This window comes from Arthrobacter sp. Soil736 (assembly GCF_001428005.1).
Lineage (GTDB): Bacteria > Actinomycetota > Actinomycetes > Actinomycetales > Micrococcaceae > Arthrobacter.
The window spans coordinates 1-23336 of sequence record NZ_LMSB01000032.1 but is presented as its reverse complement, the minus strand read 5'-3'; the positions used below and the strand labels follow the sequence as shown (position 1 = coordinate 23336).

24 protein-coding genes and 3 pseudogenes are annotated in these 23336 nt (G+C 64.0%); 16 read left to right on the top strand and 11 right to left on the bottom strand.

Translation table 11 applies throughout. From position 1 onward, the window contains the following. Positions 1–62: 62 nt before the first annotated feature. From ASG92_RS29015 to ASG92_RS16560, 9 genes and pseudogenes are all read left to right on the top strand, one after another. Positions 63–575: an NAD(P)H-dependent oxidoreductase gene (locus ASG92_RS29015; protein WP_277309579.1), complete on the top strand. Its 513-nt coding sequence runs from the start codon at positions 63–65 to the stop codon at positions 573–575. Between the two features lie 147 nt (positions 576–722). Continuing rightward, complete coding sequence (locus ASG92_RS16590) at positions 723–1205, top strand: DUF1097 domain-containing protein (protein WP_056630547.1); 483 nt, start codon at positions 723–725, stop codon at positions 1203–1205. 17 nt (positions 1206–1222) lie between these two features. Continuing rightward, a complete protein-coding gene (locus ASG92_RS16585) occupies positions 1223–1708 on the top strand; it encodes a hypothetical protein (RefSeq protein WP_056630543.1) in 486 nt (161 codons plus the stop codon). A gap of 1393 nt (positions 1709–3101) precedes the next feature. Next, complete coding sequence (locus tag ASG92_RS30310) at positions 3102–3230, top strand: hypothetical protein (protein WP_277309557.1); 129 nt, start codon at positions 3102–3104, stop codon at positions 3228–3230. A gap of 663 nt (positions 3231–3893) precedes the next feature. Further along, a pseudogene (locus tag ASG92_RS27500) lies at positions 3894–4223 on the top strand (transposase); the annotation flags it as partial. 187 nt (positions 4224–4410) lie between these two features. Continuing rightward, the gene (locus ASG92_RS16580; protein ID WP_056630541.1) at positions 4411–5331 is read left to right on the top strand and encodes an ABC transporter ATP-binding protein; all 921 of its coding nucleotides are present in this window, start codon (positions 4411–4413) and stop codon (positions 5329–5331) included. Next, positions 5328–6920 (top strand): hypothetical protein, encoded by a 1593-nt coding sequence (locus tag ASG92_RS16575; protein WP_056630538.1) that lies wholly within the window; start codon positions 5328–5330, stop codon positions 6918–6920. The genes ASG92_RS16580 and ASG92_RS16575 overlap by 4 nt, the downstream gene beginning before the upstream one ends. Positions 6921–9040: 2120 nt before the next feature. After that, positions 9041–9745, top strand: a complete 705-nt coding sequence (locus tag ASG92_RS16565; RefSeq protein ID WP_056630535.1) for an SOS response-associated peptidase — start codon at positions 9041–9043, stop codon at positions 9743–9745. A 91-nt stretch (positions 9746–9836) separates the two neighbouring features. After that, positions 9837–10121, top strand: coding sequence for a hypothetical protein (locus ASG92_RS16560; RefSeq protein ID WP_157372261.1), 285 nt, complete (start codon positions 9837–9839; stop codon positions 10119–10121). Between the two features lie 191 nt (positions 10122–10312). On the opposite strand, the gene ASG92_RS16555 is transcribed toward ASG92_RS16560, so the two are convergent. The 4 genes from ASG92_RS16555 to ASG92_RS16540 form a co-directional block, all read right to left on the bottom strand. Further along, complete coding sequence (locus tag ASG92_RS16555; protein WP_056630529.1) at positions 10313–10747, bottom strand: hypothetical protein; 435 nt, start codon at positions 10745–10747, stop codon at positions 10313–10315. 77 nt (positions 10748–10824) lie between these two features. Further along, the gene (locus ASG92_RS16550; RefSeq protein WP_056630526.1) at positions 10825–11205 is read right to left on the bottom strand and encodes an Hpt domain-containing protein; all 381 of its coding nucleotides are present in this window, start codon (positions 11203–11205) and stop codon (positions 10825–10827) included. Beyond that, positions 11189–11827 (bottom strand): signal peptidase I, encoded by a 639-nt coding sequence (locus ASG92_RS16545; RefSeq protein ID WP_082579559.1) that lies wholly within the window; start codon positions 11825–11827, stop codon positions 11189–11191. Before ASG92_RS16545 ends, ASG92_RS16550 begins: the two co-directional genes overlap by 17 nt. 70 nt (positions 11828–11897) lie before the next feature. Beyond that, the gene (locus ASG92_RS16540) at positions 11898–12518 is read right to left on the bottom strand and encodes a TasA family protein (RefSeq protein ID WP_056630524.1); all 621 of its coding nucleotides are present in this window, start codon (positions 12516–12518) and stop codon (positions 11898–11900) included. Between the two features lie 519 nt (positions 12519–13037). Here ASG92_RS16540 and ASG92_RS16535 point away from each other — a divergent pair. Next, the gene (locus ASG92_RS16535; RefSeq protein WP_056630521.1) at positions 13038–13241 is read left to right on the top strand and encodes a DUF1508 domain-containing protein; all 204 of its coding nucleotides are present in this window, start codon (positions 13038–13040) and stop codon (positions 13239–13241) included. Between the two features lie 32 nt (positions 13242–13273). Here the strand turns inward: ASG92_RS16535 and ASG92_RS28400 are convergent, their stop codons facing one another. Both ASG92_RS28400 and ASG92_RS16525 read right to left on the bottom strand, forming a co-directional pair. Beyond that, positions 13274–13969: a helicase associated domain-containing protein gene (locus ASG92_RS28400; RefSeq protein ID WP_056630516.1), complete on the bottom strand. Its 696-nt coding sequence runs from the start codon at positions 13967–13969 to the stop codon at positions 13274–13276. 56 nt (positions 13970–14025) lie between these two features. Continuing rightward, positions 14026–14442 carry a hypothetical protein gene (locus tag ASG92_RS16525; RefSeq protein WP_157372260.1) on the bottom strand — a complete coding sequence of 139 codons (417 nt, stop codon included), beginning with the start codon at positions 14440–14442 and terminating at the stop codon, positions 14026–14028. Positions 14443–14534: 92 nt separating this feature from the next. Here ASG92_RS16525 and ASG92_RS16520 point away from each other — a divergent pair, with 92 nt between their 5' ends. Both ASG92_RS16520 and ASG92_RS16515 read left to right on the top strand, forming a co-directional pair. Continuing rightward, positions 14535–15098, top strand: a complete 564-nt coding sequence (locus ASG92_RS16520; protein ID WP_056630509.1) for a hypothetical protein — start codon at positions 14535–14537, stop codon at positions 15096–15098. A gap of 124 nt (positions 15099–15222) precedes the next feature. Further along, entirely contained in the window at positions 15223–16158 is a 936-nt protein-coding gene (locus ASG92_RS16515; protein WP_056630506.1) for an endonuclease/exonuclease/phosphatase family protein, read from the top strand. 376 nt (positions 16159–16534) lie between these two features. On the opposite strand, the gene ASG92_RS16510 is transcribed toward ASG92_RS16515, so the two are convergent. After that, on the bottom strand, positions 16535–17233 hold the full coding sequence (locus ASG92_RS16510; RefSeq protein ID WP_157372258.1) for a hypothetical protein: 699 nt from the start codon (positions 17231–17233) through the stop codon (positions 16535–16537). An 817-nt stretch (positions 17234–18050) separates the two neighbouring features. On the opposite strand from ASG92_RS16510, the pseudogene ASG92_RS16505 reads away from it, so the two are divergent. The 4 genes and pseudogenes from ASG92_RS16505 to ASG92_RS16490 form a co-directional block, all read left to right on the top strand. After that, positions 18051–18674 (top strand): annotated as a pseudogene (locus tag ASG92_RS16505) (aldo/keto reductase); the annotation flags it as partial. Between the two features lie 22 nt (positions 18675–18696). Then, complete coding sequence (locus ASG92_RS16500) at positions 18697–19131, top strand: cupin domain-containing protein (protein WP_056630502.1); 435 nt, start codon at positions 18697–18699, stop codon at positions 19129–19131. Further along, positions 19128–19985 carry an aldo/keto reductase gene (locus ASG92_RS16495; protein WP_056630500.1) on the top strand — a complete coding sequence of 286 codons (858 nt, stop codon included), beginning with the start codon at positions 19128–19130 and terminating at the stop codon, positions 19983–19985. The genes ASG92_RS16500 and ASG92_RS16495 overlap by 4 nt, the downstream gene beginning before the upstream one ends. A 19-nt stretch (positions 19986–20004) precedes the next feature. Next, complete coding sequence (locus ASG92_RS16490; protein ID WP_056630498.1) at positions 20005–20376, top strand: DUF2255 family protein; 372 nt, start codon at positions 20005–20007, stop codon at positions 20374–20376. Between the two features lie 177 nt (positions 20377–20553). Here ASG92_RS16490 and ASG92_RS16485 read toward each other — a convergent pair whose 3' ends face one another. The 4 genes and pseudogenes from ASG92_RS16485 to ASG92_RS16470 form a co-directional block, all read right to left on the bottom strand. Further along, a complete protein-coding gene (locus tag ASG92_RS16485; protein ID WP_056630496.1) occupies positions 20554–21156 on the bottom strand; it encodes a TetR/AcrR family transcriptional regulator in 603 nt (200 codons plus the stop codon). Between the two features lie 82 nt (positions 21157–21238). Then, on the bottom strand, positions 21239–22045 hold the full coding sequence (locus tag ASG92_RS16480) for a hypothetical protein (protein ID WP_056630493.1): 807 nt from the start codon (positions 22043–22045) through the stop codon (positions 21239–21241). A 34-nt stretch (positions 22046–22079) separates the two neighbouring features. After that, positions 22080–22947, bottom strand: a pseudogene (locus ASG92_RS16475) (alpha/beta hydrolase). Beyond that, a partial coding sequence (locus ASG92_RS16470) for a zinc-binding dehydrogenase (protein ID WP_157372256.1) occupies positions 22944–23336 on the bottom strand: 393 nt, incomplete at its 5' end. The gene ASG92_RS16470 and the pseudogene ASG92_RS16475, both read right to left, overlap by 4 nt.

The window sequence follows — 23336 nt, the reverse complement described above, 5'->3', positions numbered from 1 at the left end:
CCGCTGCTGTTCTTCAAGGGCAGCTATGTCCGGATCGGCGTCCTGGTTTGAAAATCATCGGTGTGGTTGCGAGTCCGCACGGCCCAGGCAAGACACACCGGATGATCACCGAAATACTGGCCGGCTCGGCCACCGCCGGGGCACAAACAGAACTGGTCCGTCATGACGACGATGTGATCCTCGGTCTCATAGCTGCCGCAGACGGTGTGGTCTTCGGCAGCCCGACCTACCGGGCGAGTCCCACGGCGGCAATGCGGCTGCTCCTCGAACGCATCGACCGCAGTACTGCCGAAGACCAGGGCCCCCTCCACGGTACGCCCGCAATGGTCGCGATGACCGGCGCATCCACCGCGCACTTCCTTGGCACCCGAGAACTCAGCAACGCACTCAGCGGATTCTTCGGGGCCCAGGTTCTGTGCCCCGATGTCTACCTGGATTCCAAGGCGTTCAACCCGGACGGCACCATCGAAACAGATACCGCCCAACGGCTCAGACTTCACGGTGCGGCACTCACGGAACTAACCGCTGCCGTACAGACATCCCACTATCTTCAAAACATCCGGCCCTGGATCTAGAACTACCGATCAGCCGCCGCCGATTCCGCACGGGCTACTCCCCAGACCGACGGGTCCGACAACGGTCCTGTTTGGCCGGCGTGGAGACGCTCCGCCCACTTAAAACCCCCCCAGGCACATCTCGCTTCCCACAGCAAGGAAATTACAATGAAAGCTCTCATCGCCATCGGAACTGCCGTAGGCATACTGGCCGGACTCTGGACGCAGCTCAGCACGCCATTTGGTCTTATCACCTGGGTTGGCTTTGTGGGCTGGGCCTGCTACTTCGCAGCGGGCGGAAAACGGAAGGGACTGATCAAGGCCATTCCCGCCAGTCTTTCCGGTGCACTGTGGGGGAGTGCAATTGTATGGACGGCGGGTGTGGTCACCCTGCCTGCCATCCTGCCCATCTCTGTCGGTCTCGCCGCGTTCGCAATGTGTGTGCAGTCCAGGTGGCCGGTCCTGTCCTTCATCCCGGGGACATTCGCCGGTTGCGCGGCATTCTTCGGAACCTCCTTCGACTTGGCGGCCACCTGCTTGGCGCTGACCGTGGGGGCCTGCTTGGGATGGCTCTCCGAGTACGCCGCCAGCCGTATTGGCTCCATCAGCGCGAAAAGCGAAGCGCCCGTCGAAGCGCAGCCCGTCCAGTGATTACGAGGAAAACACCAGTGTCACCCTCAATCCTCAGGAAGCCCCGCGACGGTCTTCGGAACGCCGAAACCGTGCCATGTGTCGACGACGGTGTCTGGGCTGAGGGTTTAGTGTGGCAGACACAGCAGGCGAAAGGGGACGACGTGAAAATTTCCGATCTCCTGACCTCGCAGGTGCGCAATTGGGAGTTCTGGAGTATCACCGGTCTGGCAGCGGACTGCTCCCTGGGAGAATTCGTAACCGACTGGAGCGACGTGCCCATCGGCCTGCCGGTCGTGCTGTACGGAGGCGGTCTCCCCACTATCGGGGGATGCATCGATTCCAGAATGGAGGACGGCTCCGCCCTATGGATCAGAGATGAAACTTGGTCCAGGCGCCTCATTCACCGCACGGACGGCTACGCTGTCCGCGTAGTCAACCGCTGGCCGTCGTCTGTGCCGCCCCGTCGCGTCGGTCAGGATCAGGGCCACAGCGGGCGGTCCCGGCCGGATGGCCAGTCCTGACAGGGCCGCGGCCCGGCCGGGACCGGTGTCACATCAAGCGTCGGCCGGACTCCCAACATGCCTCCGCAACAGCAGCCCGAAAGTCGGGTGTTGGGGATCCGGCCGCGGCTCGCTCCGGCGACCGCTTCGGGAGCCGGACGCAGCCTAATCCACGCCGGGGCAGGGCTCCAGGAGCCCTTCGGACCGGTGCCCAGGCGTCCTCACCCGGCGTCCGAGCCCGCCCACCTGGCTGGCAGCAAACGGACGAAGCGCACACACAAAGAGCCCTTTCACGGTACGTGGAGCTGCTAGACGGACGGCAACTACGGGGGCGCGGTTCGGAGCGGAACTACGTTGTGGCCGCAGTAGGCGCTGGTGCCGAGGGCTGACGTTGCAGCTTCAGTTCACATAGAGGCAAAGAGATAAGGCACCAGCCCCTACTAAAGATCCCGTTCGATGCAATATTCGGGCGCGACGAACACCGTCGAGCCCGCCCTAATCTCACCAGGGCGTCTCGAACAGGGAAACGAGCAGGCAGCACATGCGAACCTCTGTGCTTGCCACAGCAGCGTACATTCCCCTGCCGGACAGGAGAGCTACCACCGCCATGCATCGGACGCGCTAAACAGTGCCACCGCACGCTGAACACCTAGTGCGACAAAGTTTGCCCTATCTGGATACCGTGCTGCGCCGAGCGGCTGTGTGCGAAAAGACCTTCGGAATAGCGTTGCATTATCAGCATCGAAGTGACTGGAATCACACTCCTAATCATCTCGGTTCATCTAAGATCGGAGCCCCTCGGAACGGCGTTCTGTGGCCCGGCAGAGGATTCAACATGTTTACGCATCAGGTCAAAGCAAGTTTCGCCGGTACAACCGGCAGAATTCTTTCGGAGAATTCGGATAGCCAGACGTGCGGGGTGCTGTCGTGAAAAGGAGAAATCCAGGCGCGGCCTGTGCAGGAAAGCTCTTGGACGGCGTAACATCACGACCCTGGGCCGGTTGTTCATCCGCCGGCCAGCGGATGACGGTGGATTCGAGTCAGGACTGGGATGAGTTCTTGCTCCTGGCCAGTCTGCAGCGCCAACAAGCGACCTTCGAGCCCCTTCCGAATTTTGGCGAGTCATCTCCTCACATCATTTGAATCCAAGCCACCGCCGGAGCGGCAGAACCGCAACGTCCAGACAAACTCGGACCGCGCTTATCGGCCTCGCTCTATTCACCGGCGTGACGTCAAACGTAGGCAACACCACCAGCAACCAGGGCGCTTCAGAGAGGAAGCCATCATGAGTATCGCCTTTCGACCCTTCTCATTTGGCAAGGACCACCACACCACCCGGACACCCAAGACTCACCACTGGGGCTGGGGCCACACTGAAAAAACCGACTCAGGGACCCCCGAACAGCAGGGAAGCATGACTTCATATCCCTGGGAAGGCCTCTACCTGGAAGTTGACGAAACAACCGTATCGGTCAGCGAAGCAGACCCTCAGCCAAATACCCCACTAGGACTATTCCTGGCCAGCCTCATGTACGGCGAATAGGATCAGGCAATCCACCATCGCTAGCGTAAGAATCTCGGGCCAAGAGCCCCGCAGTAGAAAAGCTTCTGCGGATCGAAATCATGGCCGGGGCCTTAGCCTAGGCGCAGACTGCTGAACATGGTGATGGCCGACGACGATTGGGCCACGCTCGGGACGCCCGTAGCTTTCAAGAAGGACCCACATCTGGGAGCAGCCTGCCAGTACCACCACTGACGGGCTTCCTGCATACGTCGCCTGACCGACGGCCCTACCTAGCGGCCGTGCCTTAGGCCTAATGCCACCCATCTCGCGTTTCAACGTTCGTCGGTCGAGCTCCTATCAGATGGACTCCCGCAAGGACTTGGTCGCCGTCCATTCACGACCGGGACGAAGGGCCTGATCGTCGCGCCAGTTCCATCATTGGATAGCACGAAGACGCCGTTGACCAGCGAAAACGCGGTTCCAAGGCTACCCACCCCCTATTTTAACAATCACCGGCAAGAAAATCTGGAAATATATATGGGTTGAAAACGGGGCAATTTCGCGCATTCCCGCAGGTCAAGGCCATTTATCCTACCCATCTCCGGCTAATAGTTTGTGGCCACCAATGTTCAATTTGAGGTATTCGATGCGCCCATGGGACTTTCAATCGGCCGCGAACTTCTGCTGACCGGCATAGGGCCGCTGCCCTTGAGGGTCGGATCTTGGGGGGAGAGGAGCAGCCCACCGTCGGAGCACAAGAAGCGGTTCAAGGCGTTTGATCCGGACGCGGTGATGCTGGTTCCGCCGTCGCTGGATGAGTGGTTGCCGCAAAATCATCTGGCCCGGTTCATCGCCGAGATCGTCTCCTGCGAACTGGACCTGACCCGGTTCTACGACTCGTACGCGAAGACCAAGGGCCAGCCGCCGTACGATCCGCGGCTGATGGTCCGGGTCCTGCTCTACGGCTACTGTGTCGGGGTGCGTTCCTCGCGGGAGCTGGAACGGGGGTGCGTGGACGTGGTCGCGTTCCGCTGTGGACCGTGCCGGCTTTCACGCCAGCCCCCAATTACGACACCGGCGAGGGCTGATCCAGTCGCCACGGACCCGGATATAGCCGCAGACACAGATACGGCTATATCCGGGTCCCACACCAGAATCCGCGTCCCCAGCAGCCCGAAAGTCCCTCCTCAGTCCTCCCCGCCGGGAGTAGGCTCGCTGCATGACAGCGGCGGTCAGCATCTCCGGCCTGGTGAAAACGTTCGGTGCGTTCCGTGCCCTCGACGGCCTGGACCTTGAAGTTAGCGAAGGCGAAGTCCACGGCTTCCTCGGCCCCAACGGGGCGGGCAAGTCCACCACCCTGCGGATCCTGCTGGGGTTGCTCCGGGCGAACTCCGGCACAGTCCGGCTCCTCGGCGGCGATCCCTGGCGCGACCTGGTCCCGCTGCACCGCCGAATCGCCTACGTGCCGGGTGATGTCAGCCTCTGGCCGGGCCTCACAGGCGGCGAAGCAATCGACCTTCTTGGTCGGCTTCGCGGCGGGCTGGACGGCAAACGGCGCAACCGCCTTCTGGAGACCTTCGAACTGGATCCGACAAAGCGTGGGCAGGCCTACTCCAAAGGCAACCGCCAGAAAGTGGCCATCGTCGCGGCGCTCTCCTCGAACGCCGAACTGCTGATCCTCGACGAACCCACCGCCGGCCTCGATCCGCTCATGGAGGCGACGTTCCGGGAAGAGATCCGCCGGGAGCGCGCCCAGGGTCGCAGCGTGCTGCTCTCCAGCCACATCCTCGCCGAGGTGGAGGCACTCTCGGATCGCATCAGCATCATCCGGAAGGGCAAGGTGGTGGAGACCGGCAGCCTGGATCAGATGCGCGGGCACGCCCGCACGAATATCGCAGCAACGCTGGGCGACAGCTCAACACAGCTCACACACTTGCCCGGCGTCGAAGACCTCATCATCGAGGGCAACCGCGTCCGTTTCAGCGTCGATGGCGGCGGCCTCGCCGCCGCGATGAGTGTCCTGGCCAGCCACGGGGTCACCGCCCTCACTGTTTCTCCGCCCAGCCTGGAGGACCTTTTCCTTCGGCACTACGGTGAGCGCCTGGCACCGGAAACTGACGACGGCGGTGCCTCGCCGTGAACGGGCAGCTCACCGGCACCGGTGCCTTGCTGCGCCACGCCATCAGGCTTGACCGCTGGAAACTGCTGCCGTGGCTGGTGATCATCGGGGTCTTCCCACTCGCGTCCTTCGCTGCCTACGGATCACTGTTTTCCTCGCAGCTGGAAGCAGTTGCCTTGCAGCTCTCCCTCGGAGCCAACCCGGCGTTCTCCCTGTTGTTCGGACCTGCCACCGACCTCACCACGGCCATCGGTTTCGTTACGTGGCGCGTCCAGATGTTCGGGATGTTCTTCGCCGCCCTCATGGCCATCTTCACCGTGACCCGGCACACGCGGGCAGCCGAGGACACTGGCCAGGCGGAGCTGCTGGACTCCGGCGTCGTCGGCCAGCATGCACGGCTGGCGTCCGCCGTCGTCCTCGCCTGGCTGGCTTCGGCACTGGTAGGCCTGCTGGTCGGCGGATCGCTCGCCGCGGGAGGTGCGCCGCCGGCGTCGGCCTTTGCGCTGGGGGCTGTCCTGGGCGGCATGGGCTTCGCGTTTGCTGGCATTGCAGCAGTCACCGCGCAATTGGGCTCCGCCGCGCGTGCTGCCAACACGCTCGCTGCCGCAGTCCTCAGCGCCTGCTACCTGCTCCGCGGCCTCGGCGACACCCTGGACGATGGCGAGTGGCTGCTCTGGACCAATCCGATGGGCTGGGCCGAGGCCATCCGCCCAGCCACCGAGGACGACTTCCGGCCGTTGCTCCTGCTCGTAGGGACAGGCCTGGTGTCGGCCGCTTTGGCCGCCTGGCTCTCCACCAGGCGGGATTTCGGGCTGGGCATCATCCCGGGACGGGCCGGGCCTCCCCGCGGAAAGCTCGGAATCTGGAGCCTCACCACACGCCTCAACCGGGGGCCCTTCTGGACGTGGGGTGTCACCTTCGCGGCGCTCGGTTCAATCTATGGGCTGGTGACCACCACAATGTCCTCGGTGTTCGCCGACAACCCGTTCGTGAAACAGATGCTCGCTGCGAGGGCCACGTCGGAGGAGCAGCTGACGTTCGCATTCGTCGAGGTCCTGCTGCTCGTGCTGGCCATCATCGGCGGCGTGTGCGGCATCCAGTTGGCCCTGCGCTTCTACGCCGAGGAAGAGGAGCGCCGCGCTGAATGGGTGCTTTCCGGCGCACTGTCGCGACTGGGCCATTTCGCACCAACAGTAACCGTGGCGCTCCTGGCCCCGGGCGTCGGAATGGTCATCGGTTCCCTGGCCCTGGCCGCCACCGCAAACGCCTCGGGATCGCCGGTGGACGCCCGGGATATCATCCTCCAGGGGCTGGCTGAACTGCCTGCTTTGTGGCTGGCCACCGCCGTCGCGATCGCCGCCGTCGGGCTGGCGCCGCAGCTGCGCGCCGTGGCCTGGCTGCTCCTGGTGTACTGGCTCCTGTTGACAATGTTCGGCCCGATCCTGAAGGCTCCGGATTGGATGCTGGCCACCAGCCCCTTCCATGTGGTGCCCAACATCATGGAAGCGAATCCGGACTTCGCTCCGTTGTGGTGGACCGCGGTGATCGCCGTCGTCCTGGTTGTTTCGGGGCTGCTGGGGTACCGCCGCCGGGACCTTGTGTGGACCTGAACGTTTGCGAATCGCGAAACGATTGTTATGACTCTGTTGGCCTTGCCTCCACATTTCTCCATTGACCAGAGAAGCAAAGGTCAGAACGATCCTGTCAGGAGCAGACCCCGACGCCCCAACACTGTTCTAGAAACGGCGGATGGACGTCACGGGGGACTCGGCAGCATGGTCAGCAACAAGGTCCAGCATCCTTTTGACCTCGGCACCGTTGAGGCCAAGGCGGGCGGCAACGGCCGCTTTCCTGCTATGTGGTCTGCCGCCTGTCTGTGTCCGGGAATTCACGGAGCGTGGCTGCTATGGCCCTGACGGCGGCCGGGTCTTCCGCCCAGGACCGGCCTGTCCGGGTACAGGCGTGGAAGCTGGTCACTTTCGAATGTTTGGCTGCCTCAGCGAGTTCGTCCCACGCGCATCGCAGATCCTCCGGGAGTTCCGGCGGCAAGGGCTCATCCGGGGCCGCAGAGGCTTCGGGAGCGCTCACCTTAGGAGCCGTGGTTGCAGCTTTTCGCTGAAAGAGATTTCTGAGGCCCATTTCTTTCTCCCTTCTGACGACGGGGAGCGCATGGCCAAGCTTCATGAAGGCTTCCGGCAGACAGCGGCGCAGTCATTGATCCCCAATAGTCGAGCTTCCATTCTGATCAGCACGACAGCTTTATGTCCATCACTCTTGAACAACTGCAAGGCCGCAGGGCTCGCACCCCTTCGGGCGTCCGCTTCGCGGCCGGCTGTTGGGTCCAGGGGAGATCAGATCCCGCCCCGGGCGGCGTCCACCAACGGTCGAGGGCGACAGTGGTGTGCACGGGGGACTGATCGATCATCCACCCCAAGAAGAGGCGGCCCTCCCGGGCTGATGGCGGGCCGGACCGGGGGTCCGGAGGGCTCGCGGACGGCAAGAGACTATGACGAAAACTGCGACGGTCTCTTACGGCGTTGATCAGCCGATCCTGCCTACGGTTCGTCGCCTCAATCTGCATAGGTGAGACTCGGCCCTCAGCGAGCACCAGCGTCGCCAAATGCAGCCGGAGCTGGTTGCGCCACACGGTGTAGCCCATCCCGACTTCGTCGCGGAACAGCCGGGGGAGCGTGTGCTCGCTCGCGCCGACCCGGTGGCCGAGCTCGGCCAGGCCGGGGGAGGCGGTGCGAGGATCCGTTCCAGGTCGGCCAGATTCAGCGCGACATTGCGGAGCCGGCCGATTCCATCGCAGTGCCGGAGATCGCCAGCACATGAGCGTGTGGGGGCGAGTGCGATATTGGCGTGCTGGCACGGATCTGAAGCTCGCTTTTCGCTCGTTTACGAGAACATCACCAGACCGATACACACTCCTCCCGCAGCAGGTAAGACGATGCACGTTCGGTGGGGCGGCGAATTTCGCGATCGAGATGACGCAGCGCCGCGGTGACCATTCGAGTCTGTCCACTCGGACTCCCCGGCGACAGCATTTCGGGAGACAATTGGCAGCGCACTTGTTGACGGCGGCCTATGCCGGACACGGGTAATCGTGACCGCACTCAAGCCGCGTTCCACGAGTGGACCAACCATGCGCCCGATTGCTCGTCCGTCAGACGGACGCTGGTTGGTTGAGCGAGCACGATGCGACCTGGGCCCTTGCCGACCCACCTCGTTCTTGAACGTTCGTCAATCAAGCTCCTCTCAGATGGTCTCGCGCAAGGGCGCTATCGTCCTCCGGCCAAGCTCGGCAGGGTCGACTTGATCGCCCTGCCAGGGGCCAAATGAATGACGAGAACTGCGCCTGAACAGGGGAAACAGGGATCTGAACCGACCCACCCCCTGTTTTAACAATCAGCGGCGAGAAAGTCTGAAAATTTATATGGGTTCAAAACGGGGCAATTTCGCGCATTTCCACAGGTCAAAGCCATTTCTCCTACCCATATCCGGCAAATAGTTTGTGACCACCAATGTTCAATTTTAGGTAGTCGATGCGCCGATGAGACTTCAATCAAGATCGGAGGGAGAGACGGCAGGGCCGGCGCAAGCCGGCCCTGCCGTCTTACGCGTGACCTAGGACGAAGCACACGAGAACCTTTACGCGCTTCGGACGAGGGCCAAAAGCTCATCGTCATCAGCACCTGCCAGCTGGGGCCGCGTCAGGCAGAATGGCTTCATGTGCGGCAGATACGTGATGTCCAAGGCCACAGGCGACCTCCTGAGCTACTTCGATGCCAAAGAGGTCGAGGGCGCCCCGCCGCCGCCGAGCTGGAATGTAGCGCCTACCCAGGCTGTGCCCATCGTTGCTGAAAGGCTTGACGAGGGCAGCATCGAGCGGCACCTGCTCGTGGCCCACTGGGGCCTGGTGCCGTCCTGGGCGAAGGACATCAAGATCGGCAATAAGCTGATCAACGCCCGCAGCGAAAGCATCTTGGAGAAGCCGTCCTTCCGCAAGGCAGCGGTGAAACGCCGAGGGATTATCCCGGCCGAGGGGTACTACGAGTGGCTGAAGACCGAGGACGGGAAGAAGATCCCGAACTACCTCTATTCCGAGAACGAACCGCTGCTGGGTTTCGCCGGCCTGTACGAGTGGTGGGCTGATCCTTCTCTGCCCGAGGATGACCCGGGCCGGTGGCTGCTCAGCTGCACCGTGCTGACCACCACCACGCAGGACGCCCTGGGGCACGTCCACGACAGGTCCCCGGTCATCATCCTGCGGGACCGCTTGGCTGAATGGCTCGACCCGGACCTGACCGACAAGAACGATATTCAGCACCTGCTGGACTCCCTACCTGAGCCGACTCTGACTCCAAGGATTGTCAGCGCGAGAGTGAACAGCGTCCGGAACAACCGGCCTGAGCTCATCGAGCCTGCCGAGTGAGCGCCGACGGTCAGGTGGACTCTGGGAGATCTGGGAGATCTGGGAGATCTGGGAGATCTGGGAGATCTGGGAGGACGCCGAGGTGAAGCGAGTGAAGCGCCGCCCAAAAATCACGACAGGGCTGCTTGCGCTGATCATCGTATTTTTCAACGCCGGCGTAGTCGCGTGGAGGCTCTGGGCCTTCAGGGAACCCACGTCAGGATACGGTGCCGGATTCGTGATGATCTTTGTCGCCCTGTCGACCGTGCTCAGCGCCTTTCTGGGCGTGATATCCCTCGTCGATAAGAGCGGCAGGGTGCCAGGAGCTATTGCTCTGGCAATATGCGGCGCCGGCGTGATGCTTGCCCTCTACAGCATGATCGCCGAGGGTATGTGAAGCAGATTTTCGCAGCTAGCAGGAAAAATTCCATCGCTGACCTCGAACCGGGCGATGGTTACCGGATTCGAGCTGAGGACAAACGATTCCGACGACCTCGGATCGGGATTTCATGACCCATCAACAGCTCAAGGTCGGGGCAAAAGTAAATCCGCGCCCAGGCACCCGGAAGCGAGGAAGCGGTTTTGACTTCAGCAGGTCGCGGTCTGCGCCGGGGATGGGGCGCCCACCCATTTGTTGTCGCCGTTGAACGTGCGGACGCCTCGGACCTGCGCCGTCCAGGTCCCCCTGGCGGCGGGATGCAGGTCATATGTTGGGTCGGTTACCGGGATTTCAGGACCGGTAGGTGGCACCATGACGAACTCGATGGATGTGGCGCCAGAGACTGTGCCGTAGCTGTTCACCGTGGCGCTGAGTTTCCTGCCCGTGCTGCACGTGATCGTGATGCTCGCGCCGACGGGCGGGGGCAGGGCAAGCGTGGATGCAGTGACCTGGCCTGTGGCCGTGACGGTGAACAGTGCCTGGGCGATCCCGGGGGTGCAGACCAGGGCGGCGGCGAGGAGCAGGACCGCCGCGAAGCGAGGGCCCCTGGCGGGCCGCGTGGCGGTGCGTCGGCTGGTGCGCACGGTCTGGAGGCCTCCTGTTCAGTCTCTTGCGTCTGGTTCTACTCTTTCGCGTCGCCAGCAATCCTTGTCTAATTCTCTTATGCCGACAGGGCCTGTGCGTCATGCCGTCCGGCCAGGTGTGCCTCCAGTTGCACACTGTGCTGGGCTGCCTCGTGCCCGGCCGTCAGCGCCGCGTAGTGGTCATCCATGGCCAACGCCTTTTCGAGCCGCACACCGATGTGTTCCATCCTCAGTGCGCCGATCATTGCGGAGCTGACTTTCAGGCTTAGCGCGGCGTCCATGGCTGCGTCCCGGTCCTGGCTGTTCAGCGCGCGGACGATGCGCTCGACCCGGGCCGGTAGAAGCCCAAGGTAGTCCGCGGCGTATCGTTCGGCTGCTGCGGGGGTCAGTGCGTCGGCAAGGTCCTGGAGGCACGTGGTGTCCAGGACCGGGAGCAGGTTTCTAAGCGCTGCGGTCATTGCCTGCGTCCGTTGAGGAGGCGTCGGTTGCCTCCGGCTTCTTGCCCCAGATGGAGGCCAGCAGCATGGTGACCAGGACGGCCGGCGCACCGTACATCAGGATCTTGAGCACGATGGGGTCCCGCAGGGTGCGGATCGCGGTGCCGAGATAGGGGATGGTGGCGGCGTGGACGTGGACGGTGTCCTCCTGCAGGATCGCGGTCCACGGGTCGGCTCCGTTGTTCGCATCGCCCTTGGTGCGCACGGCGGTGGTCCCGTTGGCGTTGCGGATGATCTCGACGACACGGTGGGTTTCGATGCGCCGGTCATCGACCGGGATGCCGTAGGTGATGATGTCCCCGGTCTTGAGCTCGCTGGACGGCTTCGCCGCCGAGACGACGACGTCGCCGGGGTTTATCAGCGGCGCCATAGATCCGGTCAGCATAGTGCTGGTCTGGTAGCCCAGGAACCTCGGCCCCACAGCCAGGAACAGGAACGCGGCTACGGCCACCAGGATCATCCCCGTTGTTGCTATGCCAACCACGATCCGGAGTGCCTTTGCCCACGGTCCGGCGGCCGGGGCCGACGAGGGTGAAGCCTTCGTGGTGGCCTTCGGGAGGCGGTAAATGGATGATGCCGTCATGGCGCTGTCCGTTCCGGTGGGTGCTCCTCCGCCGCGCCCCTGGGCGGTCCGCGGCGGAGGAGCGGTCTGGCTACTTGCTGGTGCCGGAGCGCTGCGTGCCGGTGAAGCTCAGGTCGATGGTGCTGCTCTTGGCCTGGAAAGTGTTGTCGGCGGCGAGGGGCAGCGCCAGGGTGACGCGCAGGTTGTCAGTGTTCCCGGCAGTGGTGGAGGTCAGGTTGGCCAAGGCCAGGTTGGCGCCGATGACGGAGCGGGAGGCCAGGACCTGGGTGGTGGTGCCACCCGTGCAGGCGTAGGTGTAGCCGGCCCCCGCGGCGGTCTCAGTCCAGGGCACGGAGCAGTTGTCGACGGCCAGCTGCAGGCCGAGCGTGGGGTCGGTGTCCAGCTTGGAGCTGGTGGTGGCCACCGCGGTCAGGGTGACACCGGCGAGTGCCTGGTTGCCCGCGGCGTTGGTCAGCGTGACGGCGCGCTGGACGGTGTCGCCGGGGACCAGGCCGGTAGCGGCGACGCTGAGGCGGTTGGCGGCACCGGTGCCCAGAGTGATTTCCACGGTGCCGGAGGCGATGTTGGTGGCGGCGGAGGTGGTGGAGGTGAAGGCACCGTAGGTGCCCATGCCTGCAACGCCGGCGGCCGCGCCGACCAATGTCAGGGAAGCGACGATTTTACCGGTGGTGGACTTGAGGCTGAGACCCATGATGCTGAAATTCCATTTCCTTGATGGGTCCGTCTGCCGGACCCGTTTGGCTGTCGGCGATGTCTTTACCAACGACCCAACAATTCCGGGCACAAATCAAGAAATCGTGCTGTGAACGATCAAGATCGCATCAAGTCAATAGCCGGACGCTCAAGATTTGATCAAGACAGAGTGCCTGTCGGGTTTCGACCGAGGGGCCAGCGACGGCTGGGGCACCAAAGCCCCGGTCTCGGAGGGCTTCAGTTCGTCGCCGGCCCCGGTCAAACCCCGAACGCAGCGCGCGGGAAATGGCGAAGCAGCCTCTGAGCCCTGCGGCGGGGCATGCGGGCTGCTTCGCCTTCAATTCAACACCCGTCGCTCGGGCCCGGCACCAGTGGCGGATACCTGCCTTTGTGCGTGCCTGGCTACTCACCTGCGCAGGTGCCATCTCCCACGGATCGGCAAGGCGCCGACGTCGCCGGGTGTGAGCCTGCACGTCGGTGTAGCGTCCACTGCGCCGTGTCGCGAAAAGGGGACACCATGGCAGGCAAGTACGAGATTTTTGCTAACCAACCGACCGGCTTTCGATTTCGGCTGAAAGCCTCGAACGGGGACGTCGCCGTTACGTCGGAGAACTACAAAACGAAGAAGAGCGTGCTCGAAGGGCTCGACAGATTCAGGAAAAACGCTGCCTCCACGAATGTCGAGGACCAAACTCTGGACTCTTTAGCCGCTACAGAATGAGGACGGGTCGTGCCAACGGGTGACTGCAGAGATTAGGGCCGGTAGTCTGGCCCTGGTTCAGGGGTCGACCCTGGCTTCCGGCCGCGCTTCCGGCCGGCCTGCCACCCAGGGACGGCGGCATCCAGGGTGCCGAGCTTTTCCGAGTCGAGTTCACCGCGGCGGGCCTTGTACCGCTGGGTGTGCAGCCAGACCCCGAGGTCGTGCTCTTCGCCGGTAATGGTGGCCTTGTGCCTGGGCCAATCGTGGCCTGCTGCCCGGTACTTGACGACGGCCGCCAACCGCTCCTGCCACCGCGCCTCATCCGCCTCGGCGCGCGGCGTGGCCTCCCAGCCGGGGAGCGCCGCCAGGCCGTCACGGAATCCGGGCGCGAGTGTCCCGGCCCGCGAGTCTTCCCGCCGGCGTTGCAGCCAGACCGCCAGGGTTCGTTCCGTGGTGGTGTCTGCGTTTCGGGACGGGTAGCGTCCCGTTTCCTGGACCATGGTCGCCAGCTGCCGCATGCGTTCCCGGCCCTGGGCCGTTATTCGGGCACCGCCCGTGCCGGTGGCAGCCTCGTGGGCTTCCCGGAGGCCCGGGTCCGCGGCGCACGCGACGCGCAGGTGGTATCCGACCGTCGAGGCGGGGACGCCGGCCAGCGCTGAGATCTGTCTCCGGCTGAGGCCGCCGCGGTACATCAGCACCCACTCCTGGTCGGGAGCCGCGTCCCGCCTCGTCGTCGCCACGACATCCATCCTGCCATCAGCGGTGAACTGCCACCGCTCAATTCGCGATTGCACGAGCTGGCCGCCTAGGTTTCGTCCAGAATTAGCCTGCCATCGGGCTTGCGGATAAGGGTCCAATAGTGATCTGTCGCCGTCCAGACGTTGCCGCTCTTCGGCGCCTGTTGTGCCCAGGCGACAACCCTTTCCAGCCAGACATCCCGAAGTTGCTGGCCGATTTCGTAGCGCAGCTCCGAGGGAACGGCACCGACCGACATCAGCAGGGGGCTGGTATCGAAATCACGGGAATGGAAGTACTTTGCCCGCGCGTCCGAGGGCCAGTAGGCGTGCAGAACGTACGGGTCCGCTGACCTATTCTGGTCCGTCCGGCTGAAGGAGAGGCTGCCCAGGTTCACGCCCGCGGCGGCCAGGGCGGCGCTGACTTCATCCCGCCCCAGCGGTAGGCCCAGCCCTTGGGCAACTTGTCCCGGTCGTAGCGCTGCCACGGTCCTTCTGTCATTCCCGCATCGTAGGCCCAAAGGTGACGCCAGCAGCACCTTGCCTTGGTGGACTGGGTTGGGCGTGTCAGGATGTGCCGATGGGGCACAAGAGGCAGTCACGGAAGAAGATCCGATCACGGCTTGAGCGGTCAATGGATGAGCAACAACCTGTCAGCATTGCCCGTACCGTCAAAAAGGGCACGGAACGGCATGGAGTGGTCCAGGAGATTGGCGATGAGTGGATGCTGATGGCTGCCGTCAGGGATGGCGGCTACCTCAACGGGTACATGGCCGTGCGGCTGGATCTCATCCACCACGTCAGGACCGATCGCGGGTTGGAGGACTTCCTCAAGGACCGACCTGACTGGCCGCCGGCCATCCTGACGCCCGGCAGCACGGCGAGCCCCCACAGCATCCTGGAAGCCGCGATCGAAACCAGCAGCGTCCTGTCGATCTTCATGGAAGAGAAATGGCCGAGACCCTTCTTCGTGGGCGTCCCGGTGAAGTACTCGGAGAAGGCGGTGAAGCTGGTGACGATCGACTCCAAGGCCAAATGGGAAGACGGGACCTTCAAGGTCAAGTACAGGGACCTGACCCAAATCAGCTTCGGCGGCGACTACGAAAAGGCCCTGTGGGCCACCATCGGAGGGTTGGCCGCGTAGCGGCTATGTCAACGTCTGCTGTCGGGCCCGGACGCTCATAGAAGGACGCCACTGAGACACCCTCCGTTCACTGTGCGGCTGTAGCGTGGCTCCGTCACTGACGTCCCGTTGAAGGAGCCCTGAGATGCCGGTAATCACAACCTGGAACCTAGAGAACTTCTTCCGGCCCGGAGGCGCGTACGGTCCCCGCACCCAGGACATCTACGAAAAGAAGCTCACCTACCTGACTGACCGGATCAACGCCCTGGCGCCTGACGTGGTCGCGATCCAGGAGGTCGGGGATCCGGACGCCCTGACGGACCTTGCGGGCCGGCTGCCGGAAATCTGGCACACCGCCCTGTCAACCCGTCCGGACCGGCGGGGCATCCGGGTCGGGTTCCTGAGCCGTACCCCGCTCATCACGGTGGGGGAGGTGACGGCGCTGCCGGCACCTTTGCTCCCGGTGCAGGTCGGGGATGCGCCCACGGATACGGACGGGTCGATGGGCCGGGGCGCCCTTCACGTCAGGACCACGGTCGGCGGCCTCGAGCTGGACCTGGTCACCGCGCACCTGAAATCGAAGCTGCTCACCTATCCCGGCGGCCGGTTCAAGGCGCGGAACGGGGACGAGCGGGCGCGGTACGGCGCCTACGCCCTGTACCGGCGAACTATGGAAGCGGCGACGCTGAGGATTTACGCCAACGGGATCCTGGCGGGCGGCGTGCGGAACCTGGTTGTCCTGGGCGACATGAACGATACGCAACTGGCAGCTACCAGGCAGATCCTCTATGGCCCGGACGGATCCCAGCTGGGCACGCCCGGCTTCGACCGGCCCGACGCCGGTGACGCGACCCGGCTCTGGAACGTCGCACCACGGATCCCTGACGGGCACCGGTTTTCCCGCCTCCACGGAGGCGACAGGGAACTCATCGACCACATCCTGCTCAGCCACAAGCTGGTCCAAAAGCTCGTCAGCGCGGACGCCTACACGCAGGACATCACCACGATCGGGAACGACCCGTCCAGCCGCCGGGACGCCACCGTCCCGGACCATGCTCCGGTCACCGTCAGTATCGGCTAGGGGCCCTCAGCGATCGGGCTCAAGCCAGTCTGTTCTTGCAGGCGAGTGCCCGGCCTGCCCGCCGCCACCGAACGGTCGGGCAGACTTCCCGAACCGCCCGATAGGGCTGGCTTCCCCGGTCTCAGTACCTGGCAACATCGGCGTACGGGCTCACCGGCCGGCCGCTGGTGTCCAGCAGCTGGTTGATAGACAGTTCAAGGATCCCCACGGCGGGGTTCAGCTCGTTGATCATTCTTCCGTTGCCGGTGTAGATGCCGACGTGCCAGAAGTTGTCGGGGCAATGTTGCCGTCGCCCTGCATGACAGCCCAGTTGCCTGCTCCGTTGGTGGCGGTGTCCCACACTGCGCCGGTAGGGCCGTAGGTGACGAGGTTGCCGTCACCCGGCATGATGAGCCGGAATCTGCCGTCGGTGGAGAGCAAAGAGTTGTTGGCGCGCAGGACAGCCCCGGACCAGGGTCACCGGGGTCGGACCCCAGGTCACTGGGTCGGCTGTCAGACGGTAACCTTCCCTGGAAGTGCCGGTCACTGTGGGCGCAGGGCCTGTGAGTGTCCCGGCCCCGTCAGTTCCGGTCGCTCTGCTGGTGCGGGACACGGTGCCATACGCGGTCTTCGAACCGGTAACCCGGACTGAGAGCGCTTTGCCCTTGTCCGCGGCGGTTTGTACATAGGTGGTGCTTGTTGCTCCCAGAATGGCAACGCCGGCGCGCAGCCACTGGTACCGCAGAGTCACTGGGGCCGGTCCCCAGGTGCCGGGCGCAGCCGTGAGCCGGGAGCCGACTTTGACCGAGCCGGTCACGGTGGGAACGGGGGCAGTGAGTGTGCCGGCGGCCACCACAGCGGTGGCCCTGCTCGTCCGGGCCACACTGGTGTATCCCGTCTTCGACCCGGCGACGCGGACAGAGAGCACCTTGCCGCGGTCCGAGGGGGTTCCGATGTAGCTTGCGCCTGTTGCGCCCTGGATGGCCATGCCGGAGCGGAGCCACTGGTATCGCAGCGCCACCGGCGCCGGACCCGACGTTCCAGGAACCACCGTAAGTCGTGCGCCAACCTTGGCTGCACCCGTAATGGAAGGCACCGGAGCAGACAGGGAGCCAGCAGCCGTCGCGCCCGGCAGCCCGACCAGCCCCATCAGAGAGCCAAAGTGATGAACAGACCCAAAACGCGACCCAGACGGCCAGGACCGACGATGCTTCCCCCATATGCATTCGACCAGTTAGCCTTGCCGAACTTATGTGCCCGACAGGGCACAGTCCATCGAAAACGGCGTACGCTGCGTGAATCCTGCGCCAATCTTGATCCGCGCCCTCGCCATCGGAATGAGTCTGCTTCCGGGGCAGTGACAATACTCGACCGACGCCCGCTGTGCCAGCCCGAAAGGCTTCGACGGGAGCCATGATGGCGGCGCCCCGCCCAGCCGTTAAGGGGTGTGTCGATGGCATGAGGCCGAGCCCGAGCGGCCCATGTACTTCCAGCTGAAGGCCGACGACAACCAGCAAATACCTCGACCAACGCGTCCAAGGCCAGAATCCAACACCGGAACCTGCCGCTGCCTCATACCATTGGCTCCATGCAATTGCCGCCGAAAGAGGCTTTCAATGTTCGGCCTATGACCAGGCAGACACGTGAATCGCTGCTGCTCATGGCGTTGGAAGGCAAGGTGCCATCTGATGCGAGGAGGGCGCACCTCGTTTTGCACGCCCGTGACCAGGGAATGTGCGGGATCTGCGGCACGCCGGTGGACATTGCGCTGCGGCACCCCACCCGGGCAGCGCGACCATGGACCACATCCTTCACAAATCCCGCCGCGGTTCTGTGCATGACTGGGAGAATTTGCGGCTGGCCCACCGTCAATGCAACTTGGAGCGCAATCAGTTTGAGGTAAGTCCGGAAGTCACCAACACCGCGTCGACCTCCACGTGCCCATCGAAGACGTCGCCGGTGCTGTCGGCGAGCTCATCGCCGAAGGCAAGGTGAAGCACTTCGGCCTCTCCGAGGCCTCCGCCGCCACAATCCGCCGCGCTCACGCCGTGCACCCGGTCACCGCGGTCCAGAGCGAGTACTCTCTCTGGACACGGGATCCCGAGGCAGAGGTGCTGCCGACCCTGGCGGAGCTCGGCATCGGCTTCGTACCGTTCAGCCCGCTCGGCAAGGGCTTCCTCACCGGCACCGTCGACGCGTCCACCGCATTCACCGAGGGCGACATCCGTCGGCGTGTTCCGCGGTTCCAGGCTGAGAATCTCGCCGCGAACCAGAAGGTCGTTGACCACGTCAAGAGCCTAGCCGAGGCAAAGGGTTCGACGCCGAGCCAGATCGCCTTGGCCTGGTTGCTGGCGCAACAGCCGTGGATCGTACCGATTCCCGGCACTCGACGTACCGAGCGCATCCGGGAGAACGCGACGGCCACCCAGCTCGCCCTCTCCGCGGACGAGCGCGCCGATCTCGACAGCCTCGCCCAGCGCATCGGCGTCCGCGGAGACCGCTACAACGCCGAGCACATGGCTTACGTCAACCGCTAGTCGCAACAGAAGGAAAAGCAAAATGACTGACAACGAATTCGACCAGATCTTCCCGCTCGGGGAGAAGAACGACGCCTACGCCCAGTACTTCATCGGCCAGAGCTACCTGGCCCCGCTCGCCTCGGGAAGTGTCCCGGTCAGCAACGTCTCCTTCGAGCCTGGATGCCGCAACAACTGGCACATTCACCACGGAACTGCCGGCGGCGGGGATCAGATCCTGCTATGTACGGCGGGCAGCGGCTGGTTCCAGGCCGAGGGCCAGTACCCCATCAGCCTGGAGCCGGGAACGGTGATCCACGTCCCGGCCGGGACGAAGCACTGGCACGGTGCGAAGGCTGACTCGTGGTTCTCCCACGTCGCCTTCATCACCCCGGGCGAGAACGTCAGCAACGAATGGCTTGAGCCCGTCACCGACGAGGTTTACGGCGAACTGCCGAAGAACGAGGAGACCGCATGAGCATCCTGAACGAGAGCTACACCCTGGCCAACAGCGTCGAGATCCCGAAGCTGGGGCTTGGCACCTGGTTCATCGACGACGACAAAGCGGCCGACGCGGTGAAGGCCGCGATCGAGATCGGCTACCGCAACATCGACACGGCCCAAGCGTATGGCAACGAGCGCGGCGTCGGCGAAGGCGTACGCACCTCCGGCGTCGCCGGGGAAGAGCTGTTCGTCTCGACGAAGCTCGCGGCGGAAATCAAGGACTACGACCGAGCTGTTGCTGCGATCGACGGGTCGCTGGAGAAGCTCGGCCTCGACTACATCGACCTGATGCTCATCCACAGCCCGCAGCCCTGGGACGACTTCCGCGGAAGTGACTACGCCGAGGGCAACCGTCAGGCGTGGCGCGCCTTGGAGGACGCCTACCAGGCCGGGAAGGTCCGTTCCATCGGAGTGTCAAACTTCCAGCAGCAGGACGTCGAGAACATCCTGTCCACCGCGACGGTGGTCCCGCACGTGAACCAGCTCCTGGTCCACGCGGGCAACACACCGGCAGAGTTGCTGGCCTCCTGCGAGGGCAAGGGCATCATCGTCCAGGCGTACTCGCCCATCGCCCATGGGGAGATCCTGAAGAACACCGAGGTCCAGGTGATGGCCGGGAAGTACGGCGTGACCGTACCGCAGCTGTGCATCCGCTACACCTTGCAGCTGGGCACGGTATCGCTGCCCAAGACGGCCAACCCCGAACACAGGCGCTCCAACGCCGAAGTCGACTTTGTCATCGCCGATGACGACATGGCCGCCCTGCGCGAGCTGCAATACGTGGACTACGGCGAGCACGCCGCTTTCCCGGTATACAGCGGCAAGTGATACAGATGGACGATGAAGCATGACCGCTTGGACTCCGCAGCAGCTTGAGAAGATCGGCTCTACCGACGACTTCCACATCTCGCCCTACCGTGGTGACGGCACGACCCCCGGCACACCAACCTGGATCTGGTCCGTCGTCGTCGATGGTGACGTGTACGTTCGCGCGTACAACGGGACCGCTTCCCGCTGGCACCGCTCAGCGATGACCCAGAGGGCTGGACAGATCCGCGCCGGCGGCATCGACGCTAAAGTCGCGTTCACTCCGGTGGACGGCGAGATCAACGACCGTATCGACGCAGCCTATGCCAAGAAATATGCAGGAAGCCCGTATCTACCGCCGATGATCTCAACGAGGACTCGGGCGGCCACCGTGCGCGTCGACCCGAGGTAGGGTTCCCGCCCTCCGACCTCCGATCGAGCTGGGTGTCGACGACGCCCGGCTCGATCATAGGCACACGGCCGTCCGAGAAGGATATGACCTCCCGTACCCAGATTGCCTCATGGATGAACCGCCGATCGGTCCCGGATCGCTAGACGGCGGGTCCCGTCGAAGTTCTTGCCGAAGGCGTCAGCGGGGCAGGATCAGGCGGATCTGGGTCCTGATGTCCTGCACGATCGCCTCGGTACTCAAGGCGGCGTTCACGCTTGCTGCCATGCTGAGGAACATGATCGCCGAGACAATGCGTGCTGTGGTTGCGGCATCACCGGCACTGATCAGCTCCTCCCTGGCCAGGACGGCGGCGATGGCCTCCTCCGTCTGCCCGACGATGGAAAGAGCCTCACCATGGCGGGGCTCCGCCGGATCCCCGAAGACCATCTCCCGCAGGTAGGTACGCCCGTTGTCGACCTGGACCCGGTTGCACTCCACGATCGGCCGCACGATGGCCATCACCGCATCAAGGGCATCCGGGATGGCCTCAGCATCCGCCCGGCCCCGCTCGAGCGCTTCCGCGTAGTGCGCGTTCTGCACGAGCAAGAGGAGTTCCCCCTTGGTCTTTGCGTAGAGGAACAGGGTTCCGGTGCCAATGTCGGCCTTGTCGGCGATCTGCTGGGTTGTGACCTCCTCGACCCCGTATTCAGCGAACAGTTCGCTGGCTGCGGCAGTGATGCGGTCCAGCTTCTGCTGCTTGTTCCGCTCGCGCCGTCCGAGCGGCTGGGATGTGACAGGCATGAGGGTTCCTCCGGAATGTAACTGACTGGACTCAATTATGACTATAACGCCGCGTCGAGCCCGAGTCATTCGCGCGCTATGTCTACTCTTCGTAGTGGGGGAGGGCATGGCCGTGCTTGACGTACGTGAGCGCAGCCTCGATGTCGTAGGCGTGGATCGCGGAGGCCAGCGGGGCCAGCTGACGGGACAGGTTCTCCACCGGGCTGCTGGTGAAGAAGGCGTCGCGGGTCGCGGTGGTGGCGAACCCCAGGATGACCGAGGCGTGGAAACGCTGGTCATGCGGGTTGTCGTGGGCGACGCTTGGTGTGTCCCATAACTTCTCGCTCCAAGGCAGGAACGTCTGCGTGCGCAGTTCCTTCAGCACACCCGTATTCGCGAGGCCAGGACCGAGTTGATTGTTGATGAATTTGCGGAACTCACCCGCGCGGACACCGTCGCGGCGGCGGAGGTAAATGATGGCACGGGACCCGACTATCGCTGCTGGGCCGGCGACGTCGAACCAGCGGGAAGAGTTCGGCGCACCGCCGTAGAGAAGGGTACGGCGGAACACATTGACCTCGTCCTTGTAGGCCAGGGCGGTCTGCTTGCGTCCCTGCAGCGGTGCAAGCGCGGACTGGAAGGTGACTTCCGCGACGCCGTCGATCTTCCGGTCGCCGGGGATGGCGGTCTCCATTCCGCTGGTTGCGGGCCAGAGGCCGGGGTTGTGTTCGGCGAGGTGGATCTGCCGGTATTCCTCCAGGCCGGGGGTGGCGGCGATGATGCCGGAGTGCGGGCCCTTCCAGTAGTCCATGCCGGTTTGGCGGGGCTGGTCGGTGCGCACCCACAGCAGGATCGAGGACGTGAAGTGTTTCTTCACGTTCGGTTTTCCGGTGGACTGTGAGGTGCTCATCGTCGTGCCTTCTTGTCGCGTCTCTGGGTAGTGGTCAGTTGGCGAGGAACTCAACAGCCACCGGGGCGAACGTGGCGTGGTACTGGAAGATTCCGCCGTGGCCGGAGTCGGGGTAGATGATCAGCTCGGATCCTTTGATGCGACGGTGCAGGTCCTCGGAGAGGACCGATGGCACCATGCGGTCGTTGTCGCCGTTGGCGATAAGAGTGGGCAGGGTGAGCGTAGACAGGTCCGACGGGGCAGAACGGCCGAACTTCTGGATTGCTTTGAGCTGCGTCTGGAACGCCTTGGTTCTGATCGGCTTGTCACGGTCGGCGGTGCGCTCCTGGAGCCTCTTGATAAACGCCTTCGCGGCCTGCTTGCCGGTGGTGTTGCGGTTGAAGAACAGGAACTCCTTCGGGTCCGAGCGCGTCAGGGTCGCACGCAGGATATCCCGGTAGGTGGTGCCGACGACCTTGTCCATGTCCTTGCCCCCGCGGGGCCCGGTGCCGGTCAGCACCAGCTTGCGGACAAGGCCGGGATGCTTGAGGACCAGGTCCTGTGCGATCATGCCGCCCATTGAGAAGGAGAAGACATCGATCTGGTCGAACCCGAGGGCACCGATGAAAGCGTAGGCATCGTCAGCCATGGCCTCGATGCTGTCCGGAACCTGCCCGGTGGAGGGCGCCGACGCCGGCCTGGTCAAAGGTGATGACGTTGCGGTTCTTCGCGATGGGATCAATGATGCGGGGATCCCAGTTGTCCATGGTCGCCGCAAGGTGCACGAAGAACACGACGGGGATGCCGCCTTTGGGGCCCAGCTCGCGGTATGCGTAGGTGCCGCCGCCGGCGGTGATGGTGCGGGTTGGCGCGTTCGCGTACGAGGTGACGACGGATTCGTCCGGGCTGGCAGTGTTGCTCATGATGATGTTCTCCTGGCTGGCGTATGAAGTGAATCGCCGACGGCGGGTCCGCCGGCGAGGGTGACCACGGCTTTGCCGCGGATGCCGCCCCTGCCGAGCGACTGCAGAGCCTGTGGGGTTTGCGCGAAGTCGAAAACCTTGCCCACGATCGGGCGCAGCACGCCGTCGTCCACCAGTGCACTAATCTGGCGCAGCTGGTCGCCGCTGGCACGCATGAAGAGGAACTCGTAGCTGACGCCGAGCTTCTTCGCCTGCCGCCGGATCTTGCTGCTGAGGGCGGTGATCGCCAGTCGCAGCACGGGACTCAGGCCGGCTTTGCGCGCGAAGGCCGGATCGGGCGGGCCGGAGATCCCAATCGCTTTCCCACCGGGCTTGAGGATGCGCAGTGA